This window comes from Scandinavium sp. M-37 (genome assembly GCF_043558715.1).
GTDB classification, from domain to species: Bacteria; Pseudomonadota; Gammaproteobacteria; order Enterobacterales; family Enterobacteriaceae; genus Scandinavium; species Scandinavium vulneris_A.
Window position 1 is genome coordinate 109,735 of sequence record NZ_JBIGIN010000009.1, and the last position, 23,333, is coordinate 133,067.

Consider the following 23,333-nt stretch of genomic DNA (forward strand, 5'->3'; position numbering starts at 1 on the left):
TATCGCCCGGTGGCGCTTCGCTTACCGGGCCTACGATCTTGTAGGCCCGTGCAAGCCGTGACGGTTTGTTTAGCCGCGCCAGGACTTATAACGGTTAATCAAACCGTTGGTCGAACTGTCATGGCTGCTGACGTCTTTGCCGTCGGCCAGTTCTGGCAGAATACGGTTCGCCAGCTGTTTGCCCAATTCAACGCCCCACTGGTCAAAGGTGAAGATGTTGAGGATCGCGCCCTGGGTGAAGATTTTGTGTTCATACAGCGCAATCAGCGCGCCGAGGCTGAACGGAGTAATCTCACGCAGCAGGATGGAGTTGGTTGGACGGTTGCCTTCGAACACTTTGAACGGTACCACGTGATCCAGGGTGGCCGGATCTTTACCCTGATCGCGATATTCCTGCTCAACCACGTCACGCGCTTTACCAAACGCCAGCGCTTCGGTCTGGGCGAAGAAGTTAGACAGCAGCTTCGGATGGTGGTCAGACAGCGGATTGTGGGTGATAGCCGGGGCGATGAAATCGCACGGTACCATTTTGGTGCCCTGGTGAATCAGCTGATAGAACGCGTGCTGACCGTTAGTGCCCGGTTCGCCCCAGATGATTGGCCCAGTCTGGTAATCCACCGCGTTGCCGTTACGGTCAACGTATTTACCGTTGGATTCCATGTTGCCCTGCTGGAAATACGCCGCGAAGCGGTGCATGTACTGGTCATACGGCAGGATAGCTTCGGTTTCAGCCCCGAAGAAGTTGTTGTACCAGATACCGATCAGCGCCAACAGCACCGGCAGGTTTTTCTCAGCCGGGGTGGTGGAGAAGTGTTTATCCATCGCATGCGCGCCGGACAGCAGCTCAACGAAGTTGTCGTAGCCAACGGAGAGGATGATCGACAGACCAATCGCCGACCACAGGGAATAACGACCGCCGACCCAGTCCCAGAACTCGAACATGTTGGCAGTGTCGATCCCGAACTCACCAACCGCTTTACCGTTGGTGGAGAGCGCCGCGAAGTGTTTCGCCACGTGTTTTTCGTCACCGGCGGTTTTCAGGAACCAGTCGCGCGCGCTGTGGGCGTTGGTCATGGTTTCCTGGGTGGTGAAGGTTTTAGAAGCCACCAGGAACAGGGTCGTTTCCGGATTCACGCCCTTCAGCACTTCAGCGATGTGGGTGCCATCGACGTTAGACACGAAGTGCATGTTCAGGTGATTTTTGTACGGGCGCAGCGCCTCGGTCACCATGAACGGACCTAAATCAGAGCCGCCGATACCGATGTTCACTACGTCGGTGATGGCTTTGCCGGTGTAGCCTTTCCAGCTACCGGAGATGATCGCTTCTGAGAAATGCTTCATCTTTTCCAGCACCGCGTTCACTTCCGGCATCACGTCTTTGCCGTCAACGATAATCGGGGTGTTGCTGCGGTTACGCAGCGCAACGTGCAGCACCGCACGGTCTTCGGTACGGTTGATCTTCTCGCCTGAGAACATCGACTTAATGGCACCGGCCAGATCGGTCTCTTTCGCCAGCGCCTGCAGCTTGCTCAGCGTCTCTTCAGTGATGCGGTTTTTGGAGAAATCCACCAGCATCAGATCGTCGAACGTCGCGGAGAATTTGGCGAAACGGTCGCCATCTTTCGCGAACAGGTCGGCAATCGACACGTCCTTCATTTCATCATAATGTTTCTGTAATGCCTGCCAGGCAGAGGTCTGCGTTGGATTGATGTTTTTCATAGCAATACTCTTCTGATTTGAAAAATGTGACTTCGCTCGATTGTAGCGCCTGCGACGGTTTTTGTGATGATTTTTGTGTCATTCAGCGATTTCTTACGCACCGGGAGGGCTCTGTTACCAACAGTCTTGTTTATACTCTGTGCATACTGCCGTTAGACGGGTTCAACCGCCCACGTTATTGAGGATAAAGAGAAAAAATGGAACTGCCTGTCCCGTTTCTATTGGTGATCATCGCTATCGCCTCCCTGCTGGCCCAGTGGCTGGCTTGGGGTTTACGCATCCCCGCGATTCTGCCACTGCTGCTGATTGGCGTAGGGCTTGGCCCGGGGCTGCACATTCTGCAACCCGACCTGCTGTTCGGCTCGCTGCTGTTTCCGCTGGTGTCGCTGTCGGTGGCGATCATTCTGTTCGAAGGCGCACTGACGCTACGCGTTGACGAAATTCGCGGGCTCGGCGGCGTGGTGCGCAATCTGGTCACCGTCGGGATGCTGATTACGTTTGCCGTCATCTCACTGGCCTGCTGGGGCATTCTCGGCCTGACGCCGCAAATTTCCGCCCTGATAGGCGCGGTGACGGTGGTTACCGGCCCGACGGTGATCGCCCCGCTGATGCGGGTGGTGCGCCCGTCCTCGTCCATTAACCAGGTGCTGCGCTGGGAAGGCATCGTCATCGATCCGGTTGGCGCGATCTTCACCCTGATGGTGTTTGAATTTATCACCCTCAAGGATGTCTCCGGTGGTGGCCTCCACCTGCTGCTGATGCTGGCGCAGACGCTGGTCGTCGGGCTGGTCAGCGGCGGAATTTTCGGTTTCCTGCTCGGCAATGCGCTAAAGCGCGGCTGGCTCCCGGGCTATCTGCAAAACTTTGCGGTGCTGGCGATTGTGCTGCTGACCTTCGGGCTGTCTAACACCCTCGCCGATGAATCCGGCCTGCTGGCGGTGACGGTACTCGGCATTTGGCTCGCCAATATGAAAGAGGTCGAAACCACGGATATCGTTGAGTTCAAAGAAGAACTTTCCGCTATTCTGCTGTCGGCGCTGTTTATCATTCTGGCCGCACGGCTGGATATTCAGGCCCTGTGGGCAATGGGCTGGCCGCTGTTGGGGCTATTACTGGTGGTGCAGTTCATCGCCCGTCCGCTGTGTATTCTGGCCTCGACCTACCGCTCCTCTCTTCACTGGCGTGAAAAGCTGCTGCTGTGCTGGATTGCCCCGCGCGGGATTGTGGCCGCGGCGGTCAGCTCACTGTTCGCCCTGACGCTGCAACAAAAGGGCTATGACGGCGCCGACCAGCTGGTGACGGTGGTCTTCGCCATTATCATCGGCACCGTGGTGCTGCAAAGCCTGACCAGCGGCTGGCTGGCGCGTCTGCTCGGGGTGCAGCAGCGTAAACCACGCGGCATTTTGATTGTCGGCGCAAATACCGTGGCGCGTACCCTGGCGCAAGCGCTGAAAAAACTCGATATTCCGGTGCAGCTTAGCGACAACAGCTGGGAATATTATCGCCTGGCGCGGATGGAAGGGCTGCCGACCTATTACGGCAACGTCTGGTCGGAACATGCCGAGAACTTCCTCAATCTGAGCGAGACGCGCCAGGTGATCGCCCTCTCGCCTAACCGCCATCAAAATGCGCTCGCGGTGCTGCATTTCAAACACATCTTCGGCGAAAACCGGGTGTTCTCGATTCGTACTGGCCCGGCAACTAAAGGCCGCAGTGAAACCGAGACACGCCATGAACGGTTGTTTGATAAAGAGCTGACCTGGGCGCGGCTCAGCAGCCTGCTGGCCAAAGGGGCGGTGGTGAAAGTTACACGCCTGAATGAGAATTTTGGCTGGGAGGATTATCGGAACGCGAACCCCGGCGCAACACCGCTGTTTGCCCGCAAAGAGGATGGGGTATTGATGACGATGAACAGCCACCAGACCCCACCGTTGCCGTGTACGTTGGTGGCAATTGTTGAAAATGAAAAATCGACATCATCGTAACGTTGACAACACCCCCCGGAACCCTTTATTTATTAACCCCTACCTGCGCACCCGTGCGCAGGCCAGAAGAGGAGCATCGCCCAGGCGAAGTGTTTGAGGAGCCAGTCCTGCGAAAACACTTTATGGGGAGCGATGCCGAGATAGCAGAGCATCTGGCAGTGTTCACTATCGGCTACAGAGGCTGAATCCTCTGGGCTGTCACCGGAAGCGACCCGCAGTCGGGCGCTTCACAAGGTGGAGCGCTTCTGGGTGAACTGTAGCTTTCTCTACGTCTACCCTTCCGCTCTTTCCTTGTGCCAAGGCTGAGAATTTAATTCCCTGACACGAGGTTTTTATGACAGATGTTCTATCCCCGCTCGTCGTCGCCAAATTTGGCGGAACCAGCGTAGCCGATTACGAAGCCATGAACCGCAGCGCCGATGTGGTGCTCTCCGATTCCGGCGCACGCCTGGTCGTCCTTTCCGCCTCAGCGGGGGTCACAAATCTGCTGGTTGCTCTGGCGGAAGGCCTCGAATCCACCGAACGTTTCGTTAAACTCGACGCGCTGCGTAAAATTCAGTTCGATATTCTGGACCGTTTGCAGAACCCGAACGTTATCCGCGAAGAAGTGGAACGCCTGCTGGAGAACATTACTACCCTGGCAGAAGCCGCTTCGCTGGCCCACTCAACGGCGCTGACCGATGAGCTGGTGAGCCACGGCGAACTGATGTCTACCCTGCTGTTCGTAGAAATCCTGCGCGAGCGTCATATCCCGGCGCAGTGGTTTGACGTGCGTAAAGTGATGCGCACCAGCGATCGCTTTGGTCGCGCCGAGCCGGACGTTGCTGCCCTGGCGGAACTCTCTGCTCAACAACTCGCCCCGCGTCTGGCTGAAGGTCTGGTGATCACCCAGGGCTTTATCGGCAGTGAAGCCAAAGGTCGCACCACCACGCTTGGCCGGGGCGGCAGCGACTACACCGCCGCTCTGCTGGGCGAAGCGCTGCACGCCTCTCGCGTCGATATCTGGACCGATGTACCGGGCATCTACACCACCGACCCGCGGGTGGTGCCTGCCGCGCATCGCATCGACGAAATTGCCTTTGAAGAAGCCGCTGAACTGGCGACCTTTGGGGCGAAAGTGCTGCATCCGGCGACGCTGCTGCCTGCCGTACGCAGCGACATTCCGGTGTTTGTCGGCTCCAGCAAAGATCCAAAAGCGGGCGGCACGCTGGTGTGCAATAAAACCGTTAATCCGCCGCTGTTCCGCGCGCTGGCCCTGCGCCGCAAGCAAACCCTGGTGACCCTGCATAGCCTGAACATGCTGCACTCCCGCGGCTTCCTGGCTGAAGTGTTTGGTATTCTGGCGCGCCATAATATTTCGGTCGATCTGATAACCACCTCCGAAGTGAGCATCGCCCTGACTCTCGACACCACCGGTTCGACCGCCACCAGCGAAACCCTGTTGACGCAGTCGCTGCTGATTGAGCTGTCTGCGCTGTGCCGCGTGGAAGTGGAAGAGAACCTGGCCCTGGTGGCGCTGATTGGTAATGACCTGTCGAAAGCCTGTGGCGTCGGCAAAGAGGTGTTTGGCGTGCTCGACCCGTTCAACATCCGCATGATTTGCTACGGCGCATCCAGCCATAACCTGTGCTTCCTGGTACCGGGTGCTGAAGCGGAAGAAGTCGTGCGAAAACTTCATCATAATTTGTTTGAATAATCATCCTGAGCAGGATAAACAATACCTATAGCCGGGCTCGAACCCGGCTTTTTTATACCTATAAATACAACACAACACTATCGCAAGGAAACCATCATGCTCGCTATCCTCACGCGGCTGTTCCCGCTCTGGGCGGTGCTGCTCTCCGTACTCGCCTATAAAACACCGACCACCTTTACGTCGATTGGCCCATGGGTCACTACCCTGCTGATGCTTATCATGTTCGGCATGGGTGTCCACCTGAAACTCGATGACTTCAAACGCGTGCTGTCGCGTCCGGCCCCGGTTGCGGCGGGAATTTTCCTTCACTATTTGGTGATGCCGCTCGCGGCGTGGCTGCTGGCGATGCTGTTCCACATGCCACCGGAGCTCTCTGCCGGCATGGTGCTGGTCGGCAGCGTGGCCAGCGGCACGGCGTCGAACGTGATGATTTTTCTGGCGAAGGGCGATGTCGCGCTGTCGGTGACCATCTCGTCGGTCTCCACCCTGGTGGGCGTGATTGCTACTCCACTGCTGACGCGGCTGTACGTTGATACTCATATTCAGGTTGATGTGATGGGGATGCTGCTCAGCATTCTGCAAATCGTAGTGATCCCAATTGCGCTGGGCCTGGTGGTTCATCATCTGCTGCCGCGCGTGGTCAAAGCGGTGGAGCCGTATCTGCCCGCGTTCTCGATGGTGTGTATTCTGGCCATCATCAGCGCCGTGGTGGCGGGTTCCGCATCGCATATCGCGTCGGTCGGTTTTGTGGTGATTGTGGCGGTTATCCTGCACAACACCCTCGGCCTGCTCGGCGGCTACTGGGGTGGACGCCTGTTCGGCTTTGACGAATCGACCTGCCGTACGCTGGCGATTGAAGTCGGGATGCAGAACTCCGGCCTTGCCGCCGCGCTGGGTAAAATCTACTTCGGCCCGCTCGCCGCCCTGCCGGGTGCGCTGTTCTCTGTTTGGCACAACCTGTCCGGGTCGCTGCTGGCGGGATACTGGTCGGGCAAACCGGTCGAGAAAGAGCAGATTGCGGTAGCGAAAGAGAATTAATGTTTTCAGTGCATGCCGACTAATATCGTCATGCACTCATAAGACGAAGGCGCATTGTCCCGTTGTGCGGTACACTCAGGGCACAATTCTTTGGAGGTTTCATCATGGCAATTTCACGTCTGACCCAGCAGGACATGACCGAGAAAGAACAACGCGAGCTGAAAACCCTCCTCGATCGCGCCCGTATCGCCCACGGGCGCACACTGACTAACGCGGAAAACAACAGCGTCAAAAAAGAGTACATCGACAAGCTGATGGTCGAACGAGAAGCTGCGGCCAAGAAAGCCCGCCAGTTAAAGAAAAATCAGGCCTACAAAGTCGATAAAGAAGCGACCTTCACCTGGACTGCCAGCACCGGGCCGCGAGGAAGACGCTAAGCGCCATAAAGCCTATGGAAGAATCAAAAATGCCGGGATTATCCCGGCATTTCTGTCTGTGGTACTGAATGGATTAACGCCCTTTTTTCTTACGGCCTGGTGACGCAAAGCGTTTACGGTTCGCCAGTTCCGCTGGGGTTTTCGCCATGTTTTTACCCGCGCTGCTGGCAGGTTTCTTCGCAGGCGTAGCCGCCGTTTTCGGTTTGGCCTTGGCTTTTGCCGGTTTGGCTTCCGAGGACGAATTCTCAATCAGCTTAAACAGCTCAATCAATTCATCGTCGGTAAGGTCACGCCATTCCCCCAGCGGTAAGCCTTTCAGGCTGACGTTCATAATGCGCGTACGTTCCAGCTTGGTGACGTCAAAGCCAAAATGCTCGCACATACGGCGGATTTGACGGTTCAGGCCCTGAACCAGCGTGATGCGGAAAGTGAACGGCCCTTCTTTCTTGACCTTACACTTTTTCGTCACCGTCCCGAGGATCGGCACCCCCTTGCCCATTCCCAGAATGAAATCATCGGTCACCGGTTTGTTCACCGTCACCAGATATTCTTTTTCATGGTCGTTGCCTGCACGGAGGATTTTGTTCACCAGGTCGCCATCGTTGGTGAGGAAAATCAGGCCCTGCGAGTCTTTGTCCAGGCGGCCAATCGGGAACACGCGGCTGCTGTGGTTGACGAAATCGACGATGTTATCCTTTTCGCCGTTCTCAGTGGTGCTGACGATGCCGACCGGTTTATTCAATGCGATTAACACCAAATCGTCTTCCTGACGCGGCTCGATAAGCTGACCGTTGACCTTCACGACGTCGCCTGCCACCACCTGATCGCCAATGGCGGCACGTTTACCGTTGATGAACACGTTTCCCTGTTCGATGTAGCGGTCGGCGTCACGACGTGAGCAGATGCCACTTTCGCTGATGTATTTATTTAATCGGATGGATTGAGTCGGCAGCATAGTTTCTCCTGTATGCGCGAACTATACCAAAGGCCGATAGCCTTAGAAAACAGCGCGTCAATAATCGTCGCGGTCATCATCTTCATCCGGCTGCTCCATGACGCTGTAGGCCACGGCGCAGAACAGCGAGTTCAAACGTTTCATGTCGCCGAGCAGCCCCAGGTGCAGTGAACTGGTTTCGATACTTTGCACGTTTTGCTGATGCAGCCTGTCGACGTGCGCGTGCGAAAAGCGTCGGTTCATGATGCGGAAACGGTGCTTGTTACGACGCAGACGGCGGGCGCTGTCGAGGTCACCGGAGAAAAATACCGACATCGCCAGCTGTAGGTTACTGAGCAGTTGATCGTACAACGCATCCAACTCTTTCAGCCCTTCCAGCGAAAACGCCCGGCGCGCGGCCAGCGATTTGTCGGCAATTTCACTGCCCATGCGTTCGATAATGTCGGAGGCCTGCTCAAGGTTGAGCGACATCTCGATGATTTCCGCCCAGCGACGTGACTCCTCCTCCGCCAGTTCATCTTTTGGCATTCGCGCCAGATACAGCTTGATGGCGGTATACAACACGTTGACGTCATCGGCGATTTTGCGCAGCTCTTTATCTTCGCGCGGCTCACCGTGGATAACCTTGTGCAGGCCGGTCATCATGTTTTCCATCGCATCACCAATGCGCAGCGTTTCGCGGGCGGCGTTGGCCAGCGCCAGGGTCGGCGTATCCAGTGCGGTCGGATCGAGATGTTTCGGTTTAAGTCGGGCATCCAGCTCCGGCACCTCCACAATAATACGCTTGCAGAAGCGGGCCATCGGCTCAGCGAACGGCACCATCGCCAGACAGCGGAGCAGGTTGTAGAACACGTGGAAATAGATAACCAGTTCAGATTTCGCCACCGGCAGACGGGCCATTACGTCGGCCAGGATATGCACAAACGGCAGCACGATTAAACTGCCCACCAGCTTGAACAGCAGACTGCCGAGCGCTACCCGACGGGCGGCAGCATTGGCGGTGCTGTTGTTGAGCATCGCCAGCAGGCCGGATCCGAGGTTGGCACCGATAACCAGACACAGCGCTACCGGGAAGGAAATCACGCCGGTCGCCGTTAAGGTCGCGGTCAGCAGTACGGCGGCCAGGCTTGAGTAGGTGATAACGGCAAACAGCGCGCCGATCAGCGCATCGAGCATGATGTCGCCGGTCAGCGAGGCGAAAATGACCTGCACGCCATTGGCTTGCGTTATCGGATGGACGGCCTGAACAATCAGCTCCAGCGCCAGTAGGATCAGGCCGAGGCCAATCCCCACGCGCCCTAACTGTCCGGCTCGCGTTTGCTTACGTCCGAGGAAGAAAATCACCCCGACAAAAATCAGCAGCGGTGAAAGCCAGGAGAGATCGAAGGTCAGCACGCGCGCCATCAGCGCGGTACCGACATCTGCGCCGAGCACGATGACCAACGCAGGCGTCAGCGCCACTAAGTCTTGCGCGACGAAGGAGGTGACCAGCATGGTGGTGGCATTACTGCTCTGCACCAGCGCGGTCACGCCAATGCCCGCACAGAAGGCGAGCGGTTTCTTTTCAACGCTGCGGCTGAGTACGGTGCGCAAGCGTGCGCCGAAAACACGCATTACGCCGGTACGTACGATGTGTGTGCCCCAGACCAGGAGCGCCACGGCGGAAAGCAGATGTAACAAAGTCAGCACGGGTTTGTTATCTCCTTATCGTTATACGTTTTTACGGGACAGGTGTCCTCACCCACTTTCAGTATAAGGGTTTCGCTTCAATAAAGAGACAAGGCACCCTCAGGGTGCCTCGTTTGTTGTAAGGAAAGATGACAGTTTTATGAATCAGTCGGCGTCATAGCCCAGGTTCGGGGCCAGCCAGCGCTCGGCTTCTGCGACACTCATGCCTTTACGTAAAGCGTAGTCCTCAACCTGATCGCGCTGGATTTGCGCCACGGCATAGTACTTGCTGTCCGGATGACTGAAGTACCAGCCGGAGACTGAGGCTCCAGGCCACATGGCGTACGATTCGGTGAGTTTCATACCGGTGTGAGTTTCGGTGTCCAGCAGCTGCCAGATGGTCGCTTTTTCAGTGTGCTCCGGGCACGCCGGATAACCCGGTGCCGGGCGAATCCCCTGGTAGTTCTCGCGAATGAGTTCCTCATTGCTGAGGTTTTCATTGGCCGCATAACCCCAGTACACCTTACGCACCCGCTCGTGCAGATATTCAGCGAAGGCTTCCGCCAGACGGTCGGCAATCGCTTTGATCATAATCTTGTTGTAGTCGTCGTGCTGCGCGTCGAACGCCTCCGCCAGCGCGTCTTCCTCCAGCCCACCGGTAACCGCGAACGCGCCAATATAATCCGCTTTTCCGGACAGTTTCGGTGCCACAAAATCAGACAGACAGTAGTTAGCGAAGCCGACTTTTTCGGTCTGCTGGCGCAGATGACGGCTGACCGCCTGTACATGCGTGCGGGTTTCATCGCGATAGATTTCGATGTCGTCGCCAACGCGGTTGGCCGGGAACAGCCCCACGACCCCACGCGGGTTAAGCGATTTTTCCGCACTGAGTTTATCGAGCATCTCGTTGGCATCGGCAAACAGGCGTTTGGCCTCTTCCCCCACCACCTCATCTTCGAGGATGCGCGGATATTTGCCTGCCAGCGACCAGGTCATGAAGAACGGCGTCCAGTCGATGTAGTTGCGCAGCGTTTCGATGCTGGCCGTGACTGCCTGTACGCCGAGACGATGCGCTACCGGCGGCGTGTAGCTGGCCCAGTCGAAGGCCAGATCGTTGTCGCGCGCCGCCTGCAATGACACCGGCGGCGTGCGCGGTTTTTTACGCGCGTGCTGGATGCGTACCGTTTCATATTCCTGACGGGTGCGGGCGATAAAATCATCGCGCTGGGTCGCGGAAAGCAACGCCGACACCACGCCCACGGTGCGCGAGGCGTTCTGCACATACACCGTCGGACCGCTGTAGTTCTGCTCGATTTTCACCGCCGTGTGCGCTTTCGAGGTCGTTGCGCCACCTATCAGCAGCGGAATGGTGAAGCCCTGGCGTTCCATCTCTTTCGCCACGTTAACCATTTCGTCGAGCGACGGAGTGATCAACCCGGACAGGCCAATCAGGTCGGCATTCACTTCACGCGCGGTTTTGAGGATTTTGTCGGTTGGCACCATCACGCCAAGATCGATAATCTCGTAGTTGTTGCACTGCAGCACCACGCCAACGATATTTTTACCGATGTCATGCACGTCGCCCTTGACGGTAGCGATGACCATTTTGCCGTTGGTCGACCCTTTCTCTTTGCTGGCTTCGATGTACGGTTCCAGATAAGCCACCGCCTGCTTCATCACGCGGGCCGATTTCACCACCTGCGGCAGGAACATTTTGCCCTCGCCGAACAGGTCGCCGACCACATTCATGCCGTCCATCAACGGACCTTCGATAACCTCAATCGGACGCGCCGCCTGCTGGCGGGCTTCTTCAGTATCGAGTTCGATAAATTCGGTGATGCCTTTCACCAGCGAATATTCGAGGCGCTTTCTCACATCCCAGCTGCGCCATTCGGCCAACTGGGTGTTAACGGCGTCATCAGATTTGCTCCCCCGGTATTTTTCAGCCAGGTCCAGCAGACGCTCGGTGCTGTCATCGCGACGGTTGAGGATGACATCCTCCACCGCATCGCGCAGTTCGGCGGGCAAGTCGTCGTAAATAGCCAGCTGTCCGGCGTTGACGATACCCATGTCCATCCCATTTCGGATGGCGTAGTAGAGGAATACCGCGTGTATGGCTTCACGCACCGGGTCGTTACCACGGAACGAGAACGACACGTTGGAGACCCCACCGGAAATCAGCGCGTGCGGCAGCTCGCGTTTGATGTCCTCACAGGCGCCGATGAAGTCCTGCGCATAGTTGTTGTGCTCTTCGATGCCGGTGGCTACGGCGAAAATGTTGGGGTCGAAAATGATGTCTTCCGGTGGGAAGCCCACCTCTTCGGTGAGGATCTTATAGGCGCGACGGCAAATTTCGATTTTACGCGCGCGGGTGTCGGCCTGGCCCACTTCATCAAATGCCATGACCACAACGGCAGCACCGTAGCGACGGACTTTTTTGGCATGATGGATGAAGGCCTCGACGCCCTCTTTCATCGAGATGGAGTTCACGATGCCTTTGCCCTGAATGCACTTCAGGCCTTTCTCGATAACGTCCCATTTCGAGGAGTCAATCATGATAGGTACCCGGGCAATATCGGGCTCACCGGCAATCAGGTTCAGGAAACGCACCATCGCCGCTTCGGCGTCGAGCATCCCTTCGTCCATGTTGATGTCGATGATTTGCGCGCCGCTTTCCACCTGCTGAAGGGCCACTTCCAGCGCTTCGGCGTATTTCTCTTCTTTGATCAGGCGTTTGAATTTGGCGGAACCGGTGACGTTAGTCCGTTCGCCGACGTTCACAAACAGGCTCTCGGCACCGATATTCAATGGCTCAAGGCCCGCCAGACGACAGGCGACGGGCAGCTCAGGCAGTTGGCGAGGCGTAAGGCCTTCCACCGCACGGCTCATCGCCGCGATGTGTTCCGGCGTGGTGCCACAGCAGCCACCGACGATATTCAGGAAGCCTGACTCTGCCCATTCGCGAATTTGCGCCGCCATGGTATCAGCATCGAGATCGTATTCACCAAAGGCATTCGGCAGCCCGGCGTTCGGGTGCGCGGTGACGTAGCATTCGGCGATGCGCGACAGCTCCTGCACGTACTGACGCAGCTCATCAGGCCCTAATGCACAGTTCAGACCAAACGACAGCGCATCGGCGTGGCGCAGCGAGTTATAAAATGCTTCGGTGGTTTGCCCGGACAGCGTGCGGCCCGAGGCATCGGTGATGGTGCCAGAAATCATCACCGGCAGGTCGACGCCCAGCGCTTCCATCTCTTCTTTCACCGCGTAGATGGCCGCTTTGGCGTTGAGCGTGTCGAAGACGGTTTCGATAAGGATCAGGTCGGAGCCGCCTTCCACCAGCGCTTTGGTCGATTCACGATAGGCAGCCACCAGCTGATCGAAGGTCACGTTACGAAATGCCGGATCGTTGACGTCAGGGGAAATTGAAGCCGTGCGGTTAGTCGGGCCGAGTACCCCGGCAACGTAGCGTGGTTTGTGCGGTGTGCGAGCGGTCCATTCGTCGGCGCAGGCACGGGCCAGTTTCGCCGCCACGAAGTTAATTTCCGCCGACAGCGATTCCATCTGGTAGTCAGCCATGGCAATCGTCGTCGAGTTAAAGGTGTTGGTCTCGACGATGTCTGCCCCGGCCTCGAAATAGGCGTTGTGGATGGCGGCAATCACCTCTGGTTTGCTCAGCACCAACAGGTCGTTGTTGCCCTTGAGATCGCAGGGCCAGTCAGCGAAGCGTTCGCCACGGTAGTCTTCTTCGTTCAGGCGATAGCTCTGGATCATGGTGCCCATGCCCCCGTCCAGAACCAGGATTCGGTCTTTTAATTGCTGCTTTAGCTGTTCAACGATGGTGCTCACGCGGACTCCCGACAACGCTCTAATCAACAAGCCATAGTGGCATAATCAACCAGCGCGGAAAAGAGAGCCACACGGAACATGAGAGATGTTCACTACCACTGCTCCGATCAGTTCTGATAACGGTTGCATTATAATCAAATAAAACGAAAATGATTTCCACGATACAGAAAATGGAGACTGTCATGGTTGCACCTGTTCCCGCGAAACGCGGTAAAAAACCGCGCGCTGCTGCCACTGCAGCGGCCCCTCAGCCCACCGGCCAGGTTCAGTCGCTGACCCGCGGTCTCAAATTACTGGAATCGATTGCTGAGTCGCACGGCAGCGTGGCGCTAACCGAACTGGCGCAGCAGGCGGGCCTGCCAAATTCCACCACCCATCGCTTACTGACCACCATGCAGCAGCTGGGATTCGTTCGCCAGACCGGGGATTTGGGGCACTGGACGGTAGGGGCACATGCCTTCATCGTCGGCAGCAGTTTCTTGCAAAGCCGCAACTTGCTGGCAATTGTTCATCCTATTCTGCGCAAGCTGATGGAAGACTCGGGTGAAACCGTCAATCTGGCGGTGCTCGATCAGGGCGATCATCAGGCCATCATTATCGACCAGGTACAGTGTACCCAGCTGATGCGCATGTCTGCGCCGATTGGCGGTAAACTGCCGATGCATGCCTCCGGTGCGGGTAAGGCGTTTTTATCCCAACTGAATGACGAGCAGGTGAGCGGGTTACTGCATCGCAAAGGTCTGAATGCGTATACCCATGCGACGCTAGTGTCGCCGGTGCATCTGAAGGAAGATTTGGCGCAGATCCGCAAGCGCGGCTACTCCTTTGACGACGAAGAACACGCCCTCGGCCTGCGCTGCGTGGCGGCCTGCATCTACGATGAGCACCACGAGCCGTTCGCGGCGATCTCCATTTCCGGACCGATTTCCCGGGTGACCGACGATCGGGTAACCGAGCTGGGGGCGCTGGTGATTAAGGCGGCGAAAGAAGTGACGCTGGCGTTTGGTGGCACACGCTAAAACGTTGGCGTTTGCGATACGCAAAAACATCTTCCACATGACCATCACGGATGCGGCTTTGTAAGCCGCGCCAGTAATCGGCGCGCAGCAGGTCGGCGTGCATCTCCTCAAACAGCGGCCCAATGCGGGCATCAGCGCACAGCCAGTGGCGAAACTCTTCCGGGAACACATCTCCTGGAGAAACGCTGTACCACGGCTCGCTGGCCAGCTCATCTTCGGGGCAACGCGGCGGCGGAATATCGCGGAAATTCACTTCCGTCATGTAGCAAATTTCATCGTAGTCGTAGAACACCACCCGTCCGTGGCGGGTCACGCCAAAGTTTTTGAACAGCATATCGCCGGGGAAGACATTGGCCGCCGCCAGTTGGCGAATCGCGTTACCGTACTCTTCCACCGCATCGCGCAACTGCTGGCCGCTCACCTGCTCCAGCCAGAGATTCAACGGCACCATACGCCGTTCGATGTAGAGATGGCTGATGGCAATCCGATCACCGAGATCGGTAATTTTCTGCGGCACTTCCTGCCACAGCAAAGCGAGTAACGCCGGGGAAATCTGCCGCTTTTCGAGGACGAAGTTCTCAAACTCCTGAGTGTCCGCCATTCGGCCCACGCGGTCGTGCTCTTTGACCAGCTGATAGCAGGCACGTACATGCGCCTCGCTCATCTCTTTTTGCGGCGCGAAGCGGTCTTTGATCACCTTAAATACCCGGTCGAACCCGGGCAGCGTGAACACCAGCATCACCATCCCGCGAATGCCCGGCGCTTCGATAAACTGTTCATCGGCCTGGCGGATATAGGTCAGATATTCCCGGTAGCTTTCCGTTTTGCCGTGCTTCTGGCAGCCAATTGCCATGTACAGCTCGGCGGTGGTTTTGCCCGGTAGAATTTCCCGCAGCCATTCGACTAGCGCCGCGGGTAGCGGGGCATACACCATAAAATAGGAACGGGCGAAGCCAAAAACGATGCTGGCCTCGGCGCTGGTGGTCAGGCAGGTATCGACGAACAACTCACCTTCATCGCTGCGGTGAATCGGCAGGAGCAATGGCACCACACCCTGCGGAGTATTCAGTTTGGCAACCAGCCAGGCGGCTTTATTGCGATAAAACAATTCGTTAGCGACCTGCAGGTGCGATTCGCACAGCACATCACTGCCGAACGTGTCAGTCAGATGCGCCAGGATATAGCCCACGTCGCGCGCTTTGTCCTGCCACGGCAGACGCAGCGGTAGATCGCTGAGCATTCGGGTAAGCAGCGTTTGCCAACCTTTTTCAGGCCAAAAATCTTTCGCCAGCGGGCGCGGAATGGTGCGAAAGCGGCGCTCTGGCTGAGAGCTGAAAATAAAAAGCCGCTCGGGAGTCAGCGAGCGGTGGTCAAATAACCGACAATACACAGAGTTAAAAAAGCTTTCGGCAATTTCAAAGCGAGGGTAATCAGGCAACAGAGCGGTGTAATGCTCTTTCACCCGCAGTAAAAACTCAGCCGCCGGGTTTTTGCCCTCGGTGATGCAGCGCAGCTGTTCCACCACCAGACCGACGTGATGATCGTAAAGATGGATGCGCTGCTTCATCGCCAGCTGAACCGCATGCCAGTCTGCTTGCTCAAAACGCTGCTGCGCCCCGGACGTCACTTCCAGAAAGCGGCCATACTGCGCATCAAAGCCTTGCAGGATGGTTTGGGCGATTAACAATTCGAGACCACGCGTCATTTCCCCTCCCATGCCCTCTCCTTGCCGGGAGGGGAAAATAATCAGAACTGTGATTCTTCCGTTGAGCCGGTCAGTGCGGTAACTGAAGAGGTGCCGCCCTGAATGATGGTCGTGACTTTGTCGAAGTAACCGGTGCCCACTTCCTGCTGGTGCGAGGCAAAGGTGTAGCCTTCTTTGGCGGATTCGAATTCCGGCTGCTGCACTTTTTCAACATAGTGACGCATGCCTTCACCCTGCGCATACGCATGGGCCAGGTCAAACATGTTGAACCACATGCTATGGATCCCCGCCAGGGTGATGAACTGGTACTTGTAGCCCATCTCCGACAGCTGCTGCTGGAAGCTGGCGATGGTTTTATCATCCAGATTTTTCTTCCAGTTAAACGATGGCGAACAGTTATAGGCCAGCAGTTTGCCCGGGTATTTCGCATGGATAGCCTCGGCGAAGCGACGCGCCAGGTCGATGTCCGGCGTAGAGGTTTCGCACCAGACCAAATCAGCATACGGCGCGTAGGCCAGGCCACGGCTGATCGCCTGTTCGATGCCAGCGTGAGTGCGGTAGAAGCCTTCACTGGTCCGCTCCCCGGTAATAAATTCGCTGTCATATGGGTCGCAGTCGGAGGTGATTAAATCCGCGGCGTCCGCATCGGTGCGGGCAATCAGCAGCGTCGGCACGCCCAGAACGTCAGCAGCCAAACGTGCTGCTACCAGCTTCTGAATGGCTTCCTGGGTCGGCACCAGCACTTTGCCGCCCATGTGACCACATTTCTTCACCGAGGCCAGTTGGTCTTCAAAGTGAACTGCCGCCGCACCCGCTTCAATCATCGACTTCATCAGCTCAAATGCGTTGAGCACGCCGCCAAAACCGGCTTCCGCATCCGCCACGATCGGCAGGAAGTAGTCGATAAAGCGCGGATCGTTGGGCTCAATGCCCGACGCCCATTGGATCTGATCCGCGCGACGGAAAGTGTTGTTGATCCTGTCCACCACTGACGGCACCGAGTTCGCCGGGTAGAGAGATTGATCCGGGTACATACTGGACGCCAGGTTGGCATCTGCCGCGACCTGCCAGCCGGAGAGATACACTGCTTCGATACCCGCTTTCGCCTGCTGTAACGCCTGACCACCGGTCAGTGCGCCAAGGCTATTCACGTACCCTTTTTTCGATTCGCCATGCAGCAAGCGCCACATTTTCGCCGCCCCACGCTGCGCCAGCGTGCATTCCGGATTCACCGAGCCGCGTAATTTCACCACCTCTTCCGCGCTGTACGGGCGGCTAATGCCTTCCCAGCGTGGGTTCGTCCATTCCTGTTTTACGTCTTCGATTTGTTGGGTACGGGTTTTCATTGGCAGATGCTCCATTTTTATTATCGGGTGGTTTAGGCCAGCAGGCGATAGCCGGGCAGCGTTAAGAAATCGACGAGTTCATCGGCGGTGGTGATTTGCTCCATCAGGCGCGCAGCTTCCTCGAAGCGACCGCTGCTGAAGCGATGCTCGCCGAGTTCGTCCTGCACAACCCGCAATTCTTCCCCCAGCATCTGACGGAACAGCGCTTTGGTAACCGGCTTGCCGTTGCTGAGCGTTTTCTGGTGGTGGATCCATTGCCAGATTGAGGTGCGGGAGATTTCCGCTGTGGCGGCATCTTCCATCAGGCCATAAATCGGCACACAGCCGTTGCCGGAGATCCACGCCTCGATGTATTGCACCGCTACACGAATGTTGGCGCGCATGCCTTCTTCGGTGCGCTCACCCTCGCACGGGGCCAACAGCTGCTCGGCGGTAATTGGGGCGTCATCGTCACGGGTCACAAACAGCTGGTTGGGGTTATCGCCCAGCACCTCGTTGAAGACCGCCATCGCCGTATCAGCCAGGCCCGGATGCGCTATCCACGTACCGTCATGACCGTTATTGGCTTCCAGCGCTTTGTCCGCTTTCACCTTGTTCAGCACCTGCGCGTTGCGGGTTGCGTCTTTGCTCGGAATGAACGCCGCCATGCCCCCCATCGCGAAGGCGCCACGCTTATGGCAGGTTTTGATTAGCAGACGCGAATAGGCGCTGAGGAACGGTTTATCCATCGTGACCACTTGTCGGTCTGGCAGGACGCGATCGGGATGGTTCTTCAACGTTTTGATATAGCTGAAAATGTAATCCCAGCGGCCGCAGTTCAGGCCGACGATATGGTCGCGTAATGCGTGCAGGATTTCGTCCATCTGGAACACGGCCGGAAGGGTTTCAATCAGCAGCGTGGCTTTGATGGTCCCACGCGGCAGACTGAACCGGTCTTCGGTGTAGCTGAACACTTCGCTCCACCAGGCCGCTTCCTGCCAGGCCTGCGTTTTCGGTAAGTAAAAATATGGGCCGCTGCCTTTAGCCAGCAGGTTTTTATGGTTGTGGAAAAAGTAGAGTGCGAAATCAAACAGGCTGCCCGGAATGGCTTCTCCGCGCCATGTCACGTGTTTCTCGGGCAGATGAAGACCACGCACCCGGCAGACCAGTACCGCCGGATCGGGCTTAAGCTGATAAATCTTTCCGGCCTCGTTGGTATGGCTGATGGTGCCGTTCACCGCATCGCGCAGGTTAATTTGCCCGTCGATGACCTTCTCCCAGTTAGGTGCCAGCGAGTCTTCGAAATCAGCCATGAACACTTTAACGTTGGCATTCAGCGCGTTAATCACCATTTTGCGTTCGACCGGCCCGGTGATCTCCACCCGACGGTCGAGAAGATCCTGAGGGATACCGCGGATTTTCCACTCTGAGTTTCGAATGGAATCCGTTTCCGAAATAAAATCAGGAAGATTACCGCGATCGATTTCCTGCTGTTGCTGGGTGCGAGCGGCCAGGAGCTTGTTCCGCTTAGATGTAAAGCGCGTCGCCAGTTCGCTCAAAAACTCGATCGCTTCCGGAGTCAGGATCTGTAGTTCCTGCTCGCCAAACGGTTGGCTAAAGGCCAGTTCTTCGGTAGTTGTTGCCTGTTGTGTCATTGCGCGGCTCCTCGTCGTTTTCCAAAGTCATTTCCCAAAGCGAACGAAGATCGTTGGATAGTTTTCGTTCAGCTCAGTTAAGCCTACGCAATAAATTTCTAAAATCAAAACCAATTTCCATTTTCAATTTAAACATTAATTAACTTATTGATAACAATGAGATTAAAGTTTGATCGTGATTTGGTTCCGTTTTCGGAAATAAAAAAGGCACCCGAAGGTGCCTGATTTGGAGAGCTGAATCGCTTTACGATCGCCAGAGCGGGAGATTACTCCAGCGTTGGATTCATATGGCGCAGATCGTATGGTGTGATCTGGTAGACGTAATAGTTCAGCCAGTTGATGAACAGCAGGTTGCCATGACTACGCCAGGTTGCCCGAGGTTTATTTTGCGGATCGTTTTTCGGGAAATAGTTGTACGGTATGTCAGGCGAAAGTCCCGCTTCCTGGTCACGGAAAAATTCACTGGCTAGCGTATGCGCATCGTATTCCGGATGCCCTGTTACGAAGGCGATGCGTTTGTCTTTGCTGGCAAACAAATAAGCGTCACCGTCTTCCGTTTCTGCCAGGATATCGAGATCTGTGTAGTCTCGGATAATGGTGGCTGGGAAGTCAGCGTAACGTGAATGAGGGGCGAGGAACGAATCATCAAAGCCGCGAGTCAGTAACGCGTGCGGGTGCAGAATATGGTGTTCGTAGACGCCAGACAGCTTTTCAGTGCGGGTTTGCTTCGGGATGCCGTACAGAATATTCAGTGCCGCTTGCACCGCCCAACAGACAAAAAGCGTCGAGGTGACGTGATCTTTTGCCCAGTCCAGCACCTGTTTTATCTGCGGCCAGTAGGCCACATCGTTGAACTCCACCAGGCCGAGCGGCGCGCCGGTGACAATCAGGCCATCATAATTGTCGTTACAGATGTCTTCGAAATTACAGTAGAAATTGTTGAGGTGCTCTGTGGGGGTGTTTCGCGATTCTCGGGCATCGATGCGCAGCAGCTGGACGTCAACCTGCAACGGTGAGTTCGACAGCAGGCGAAGAAACTGATTTTCGGTTTCTATTTTTTTCGGCATCAGGTTGAGGATCAACACCTTCAGCGGACGAATTTCCTGATTTGTGGCACGGGAGGCCGTCATTACAAAGACGTTTTCATCACGCAAGAAATTGACGGCTGGCAGCTCGTCCTGCACCCTAATCGGCATAACCTTATTACCTCACAGCATACGTTTACACGTTTAGACATCCAGATAGCTGAAGATACCCAGATTTGAGCAAAATGTCGAGTCTGCAAGTGGAAGGTGAGAAAGTTTCACGAAATGAAGAGGGTGGGGAGATTTTTTTTGAGAGTGTACAGATGCAAAAAAGCCTCATGCTTTCGCATGAGGCTCTGTTGCTTATTTGATGCCTGGCAGTTCCCTACTCTCGCATGGGGAGACCCCACACTACCATCGGCGCTACGGCGTTTCACTTCTGAGTTCGGCATGGGGTCAGGTGGGACCACCGCGCTGTTGCCGCCAGGCAAATTCTGTTACCACAATGCCCTTCGGGCACTCCGGTTAATCTGTTATCAAGCTGAATATCGTCTCTCACCGCCAAAACAGCTTCGGCGTTGTAAGGTTAAGCCTCACGGTTCATTAGTACTGGTTAGCTCAACGTATCGCTACGCTTACACACCCAGCCTATCAACGTCGTAGTCTTCAACGTTCCTTCAGGACTCTCAAGGAGTCAGGGAGAACTCATCTCGGGGCAAGTTTCGTGCTTAGATGCTTTCAGCACTTATCTTTTCCGCATTTAGCTACCGGGCAATGCCATTGGCATGACAACCCGAACACCAGTGATGCGTCCACTCCGGTCCTCTCGTACTAGGAGCAGCCCCCCTCAATTCTCCAGCGCCCACGGCAGATAGGGACCGAACTGTCTCACGACGTTCTAAACCCAGCTCGCGTACCACTTTAAATGGCGAACAGCCATACCCTTGGGACCTACTTCAGCCCCAGGATGTGATGAGCCGACATCGAGGTGCCAAACACCGCCGTCGATATGAACTCTTGGGCGGTATCAGCCTGTTATCCCCGGAGTACCTTTTATCCGTTGAGCGATGGCCCTTCCATTCAGAACCACCGGATCACTATGACCTGCTTTCGCACCTGCTCGAGCCGTCACTCTCGCAGTCAAGCTAGCTTATGCCATTGCACTAACCTCCTGATGTCCGACCAGGATTAGCTAACCTTCGTGCTCCTCCGTTACTCTTTGGGAGGAGACCGCCCCAGTCAAACTACCCACCAGACACTGTCCGCAACCCGGATTACGGGTCTACGTTAGAACACCAGCCATTAAAGGGTGGTATTTCAAGGTTGGCTCCATGCAGACTGGCGTCCACACTTCAAAGCCTCCCACCTATCCTACACATCAAGGACCAGTGTTCAGTGTCAAGCTATAGTAAAGGTTCACGGGGTCTTTCCGTCTTGCCGCGGGTACACTGCATCTTCACAGCGAGTTCAATTTCACTGAGTCTCGGGTGGAGACAGCCTGGCCATCATTACGCCATTCGTGCAGGTCGGAACTTACCCGACAAGGAATTTCGCTACCTTAGGACCGTTATAGTTACGGCCGCCGTTTACCGGGGCTTCGATCAAGAGCTTCTCCCTGAGGATAACCCCATCAATTAACCTTCCGGCACCGGGCAGGCGTCACACCGTATACGTCCACTTTCGTGTTTGCACAGTGCTGTGTTTTTAATAAACAGTTGCAGCCAGCTGGTATCTTCGACTGATTTCAGCTCCACCCGCAGGGGCTTCACCTACACATCAGCGTGCCTTCTCCCGAAGTTACGGCACCATTTTGCCTAGTTCCTTCACCCGAGTTCTCTCAAGCGCCTTGGTATTCTCTACCTGACCACCTGTGTCGGTTTGGGGTACGATTTCGTGTTACCTGATGCTTAGAGGCTTTTCCTGGAAGCAGGGCATCTGTTACTTCAGTACCGTAGTACCTCGTCATCACACCTCAGCGTTAACAAGAGTCCGGATTTACCTAAACTCTCCGCCTACATGCTTAAACCGGGACAACCGTCGCCCGGATAACATAGCCTTCTCCGTCCCCCCTTCGCAGTAACACCAAGTACAGGAATATTAACCTGTTTCCCATCGACTACGCCTTTCGGCCTCGCCTTAGGGGTCGACTCACCCTGCCCCGATTAACGTTGGACAGGAACCCTTGGTCTTCCGGCGTGCGGGTTTTTCACCCGCATTATCGTTACTTATGTCAGCATTCGCACTTCTGATACCTCCAGCATGCCTCACAGCACACCTTCAACGGCTTACAGAACGCTCCCCTACCCAACAACACATAGTGTCGCTGCCGCAGCTTCGGTGCATAGTTTAGCCCCGTTACATCTTCCGCGCAGGCCGACTCGACCAGTGAGCTATTACGCTTTCTTTAAATGATGGCTGCTTCTAAGCCAACATCCTGGCTGTCTGGGCCTTCCCACATCGTTTCCCACTTAACTATGACTTTGGGACCTTAGCTGGCGGTCTGGGTTGTTTCCCTCTTCACGACGGACGTTAGCACCCGCCGTGTGTCTCCCGTGATAACATTCTTCGGTATTCGTAGTTTGCATCGGGTTGGTAAGTCGGGATGACCCCCTAGCCGAAACAGTGCTCTACCCCCGAAGATGAGTTCACGAGGCGCTACCTAAATAGCTTTCGGGGAGAACCAGCTATCTCCCGGTTTGATTGGCCTTTCACCCCCAGCCACAAGTCATCCGCTAATTTTTCAACATTAGTCGGTTCGGTCCTCCAGTTAGTGTTACCCAACCTTCAACCTGCCCATGGCTAGATCACCGGGTTTCGGGTCTATACCCTGCAACTTAACGCCCAGTTAAGACTCGGTTTCCCTTCGGCTCCCCTATTCGGTTAACCTTGCTACAGAATATAAGTCGCTGACCCATTATACAAAAGGTACGCAGTCACCCTGATAAATCAAGGCTCCCACTGCTTGTACGTACACGGTTTCAGGTTCTTTTTCACTCCCCTCGCCGGGGTTCTTTTCGCCTTTCCCTCACGGTACTGGTTCACTATCGGTCAGTCAGGAGTATTTAGCCTTGGAGGATGGTCCCCCCATATTCAGACAGGATACCACGTGTCCCGCCCTACTCTTCGAACTCACAACGCATGCATTTTCATGTACGGGGCTATCACCCTGTATCGCCGGACTTTCCAGACCGTTCCATTAACACATACGCTGATTCAGGTTCTGGGCTGCTCCCCGTTCGCTCGCCGCTACTGGGGGAATCTCGGTTGATTTCTTTTCCTCGGGGTACTTAGATGTTTCAGTTCCCCCGGTTCGCCTC

The 23,333-nt window shown here is 55.9% G+C and carries 13 protein-coding genes, 2 rRNA genes and 1 riboswitch; of the genes, 5 read left to right on the forward strand and 10 right to left on the reverse strand.

The genetic code is table 11. The features are described from left to right. Positions 1–69: 69 nt before the first annotated feature. A complete protein-coding gene (gene pgi / locus ACG0Z5_RS09240; RefSeq protein WP_394446635.1) occupies positions 70–1,719 on the reverse strand; it encodes a glucose-6-phosphate isomerase in 1,650 nt (549 codons plus the stop codon). Between the two features lie 197 nt (positions 1,720–1,916). On the opposite strand from pgi, the gene ACG0Z5_RS09245 reads away from it, so the two are divergent. From ACG0Z5_RS09245 to ACG0Z5_RS09260, 4 genes are all read left to right on the forward strand, one after another. Further along, the gene (locus ACG0Z5_RS09245) at positions 1,917–3,704 is read left to right on the forward strand and encodes a cation:proton antiporter (RefSeq protein WP_394446636.1); all 1,788 of its coding nucleotides are present in this window, start codon (positions 1,917–1,919) and stop codon (positions 3,702–3,704) included. 58 nt (positions 3,705–3,762) lie between these two features. After that, positions 3,763–3,957, forward strand: a riboswitch (Lysine riboswitch). 81 nt (positions 3,958–4,038) lie between these two features. Beyond that, positions 4,039–5,400 carry a lysine-sensitive aspartokinase 3 gene (gene lysC / locus ACG0Z5_RS09250; protein WP_394446637.1) on the forward strand — a complete coding sequence of 454 codons (1,362 nt, stop codon included), beginning with the start codon at positions 4,039–4,041 and terminating at the stop codon, positions 5,398–5,400. A gap of 96 nt (positions 5,401–5,496) precedes the next feature. Then, positions 5,497–6,438: a ketopantoate/pantoate/pantothenate transporter PanS gene (gene panS, locus ACG0Z5_RS09255; protein WP_394446639.1), complete on the forward strand. Its 942-nt coding sequence runs from the start codon at positions 5,497–5,499 to the stop codon at positions 6,436–6,438. Positions 6,439–6,542: 104 nt separating this feature from the next. Beyond that, positions 6,543–6,815, forward strand: coding sequence for a DUF3811 domain-containing protein (locus ACG0Z5_RS09260; RefSeq protein ID WP_394446641.1), 273 nt, complete (start codon positions 6,543–6,545; stop codon positions 6,813–6,815). Positions 6,816–6,888: 73 nt separating this feature from the next. Here the strand turns inward: ACG0Z5_RS09260 and rluF are convergent, their stop codons facing one another. From rluF to metH, 3 genes are all read right to left on the reverse strand, one after another. Beyond that, on the reverse strand, positions 6,889–7,770 hold the full coding sequence (rluF, locus tag ACG0Z5_RS09265) for a 23S rRNA pseudouridine(2604) synthase RluF (protein ID WP_319627609.1): 882 nt from the start codon (positions 7,768–7,770) through the stop codon (positions 6,889–6,891). A gap of 57 nt (positions 7,771–7,827) precedes the next feature. Then, the gene (locus tag ACG0Z5_RS09270; protein ID WP_319627608.1) at positions 7,828–9,459 is read right to left on the reverse strand and encodes a Na/Pi cotransporter family protein; all 1,632 of its coding nucleotides are present in this window, start codon (positions 9,457–9,459) and stop codon (positions 7,828–7,830) included. 144 nt (positions 9,460–9,603) lie between these two features. Continuing rightward, entirely contained in the window at positions 9,604–13,287 is a 3,684-nt protein-coding gene (gene metH / locus ACG0Z5_RS09275; RefSeq protein WP_394446642.1) for a methionine synthase, read from the reverse strand. Between the two features lie 182 nt (positions 13,288–13,469). Here metH and iclR point away from each other — a divergent pair, with 182 nt between their 5' ends. Beyond that, complete coding sequence (iclR, locus tag ACG0Z5_RS09280) at positions 13,470–14,306, forward strand: glyoxylate bypass operon transcriptional repressor IclR (protein WP_319627606.1); 837 nt, start codon at positions 13,470–13,472, stop codon at positions 14,304–14,306. Here the strand turns inward: iclR and aceK are convergent. From aceK to ACG0Z5_RS09310, 6 genes are all read right to left on the reverse strand, one after another. After that, complete coding sequence (gene aceK, locus ACG0Z5_RS09285; RefSeq protein WP_394446659.1) at positions 14,260–16,011, reverse strand: bifunctional isocitrate dehydrogenase kinase/phosphatase; 1,752 nt, start codon at positions 16,009–16,011, stop codon at positions 14,260–14,262. The two genes, iclR and aceK, sit on opposite strands and share 47 nt — an antisense overlap. Before the next feature lie 41 nt (positions 16,012–16,052). Then, on the reverse strand, positions 16,053–17,357 hold the full coding sequence (aceA, locus tag ACG0Z5_RS09290; protein ID WP_394446645.1) for an isocitrate lyase: 1,305 nt from the start codon (positions 17,355–17,357) through the stop codon (positions 16,053–16,055). A 32-nt stretch (positions 17,358–17,389) separates the two neighbouring features. Next, positions 17,390–18,991 carry a malate synthase A gene (gene aceB, locus ACG0Z5_RS09295; RefSeq protein WP_394446647.1) on the reverse strand — a complete coding sequence of 534 codons (1,602 nt, stop codon included), beginning with the start codon at positions 18,989–18,991 and terminating at the stop codon, positions 17,390–17,392. 266 nt (positions 18,992–19,257) lie between these two features. After that, the gene (gene metA, locus ACG0Z5_RS09300) at positions 19,258–20,187 is read right to left on the reverse strand and encodes a homoserine O-acetyltransferase MetA (protein ID WP_394446649.1); all 930 of its coding nucleotides are present in this window, start codon (positions 20,185–20,187) and stop codon (positions 19,258–19,260) included. Between the two features lie 201 nt (positions 20,188–20,388). Beyond that, positions 20,389–20,504 (reverse strand): 5S ribosomal RNA (gene rrf, locus ACG0Z5_RS09305). 94 nt (positions 20,505–20,598) lie between these two features. After that, a 23S ribosomal RNA gene (locus ACG0Z5_RS09310) occupies positions 20,599–23,333 on the reverse strand; the annotation flags it as partial.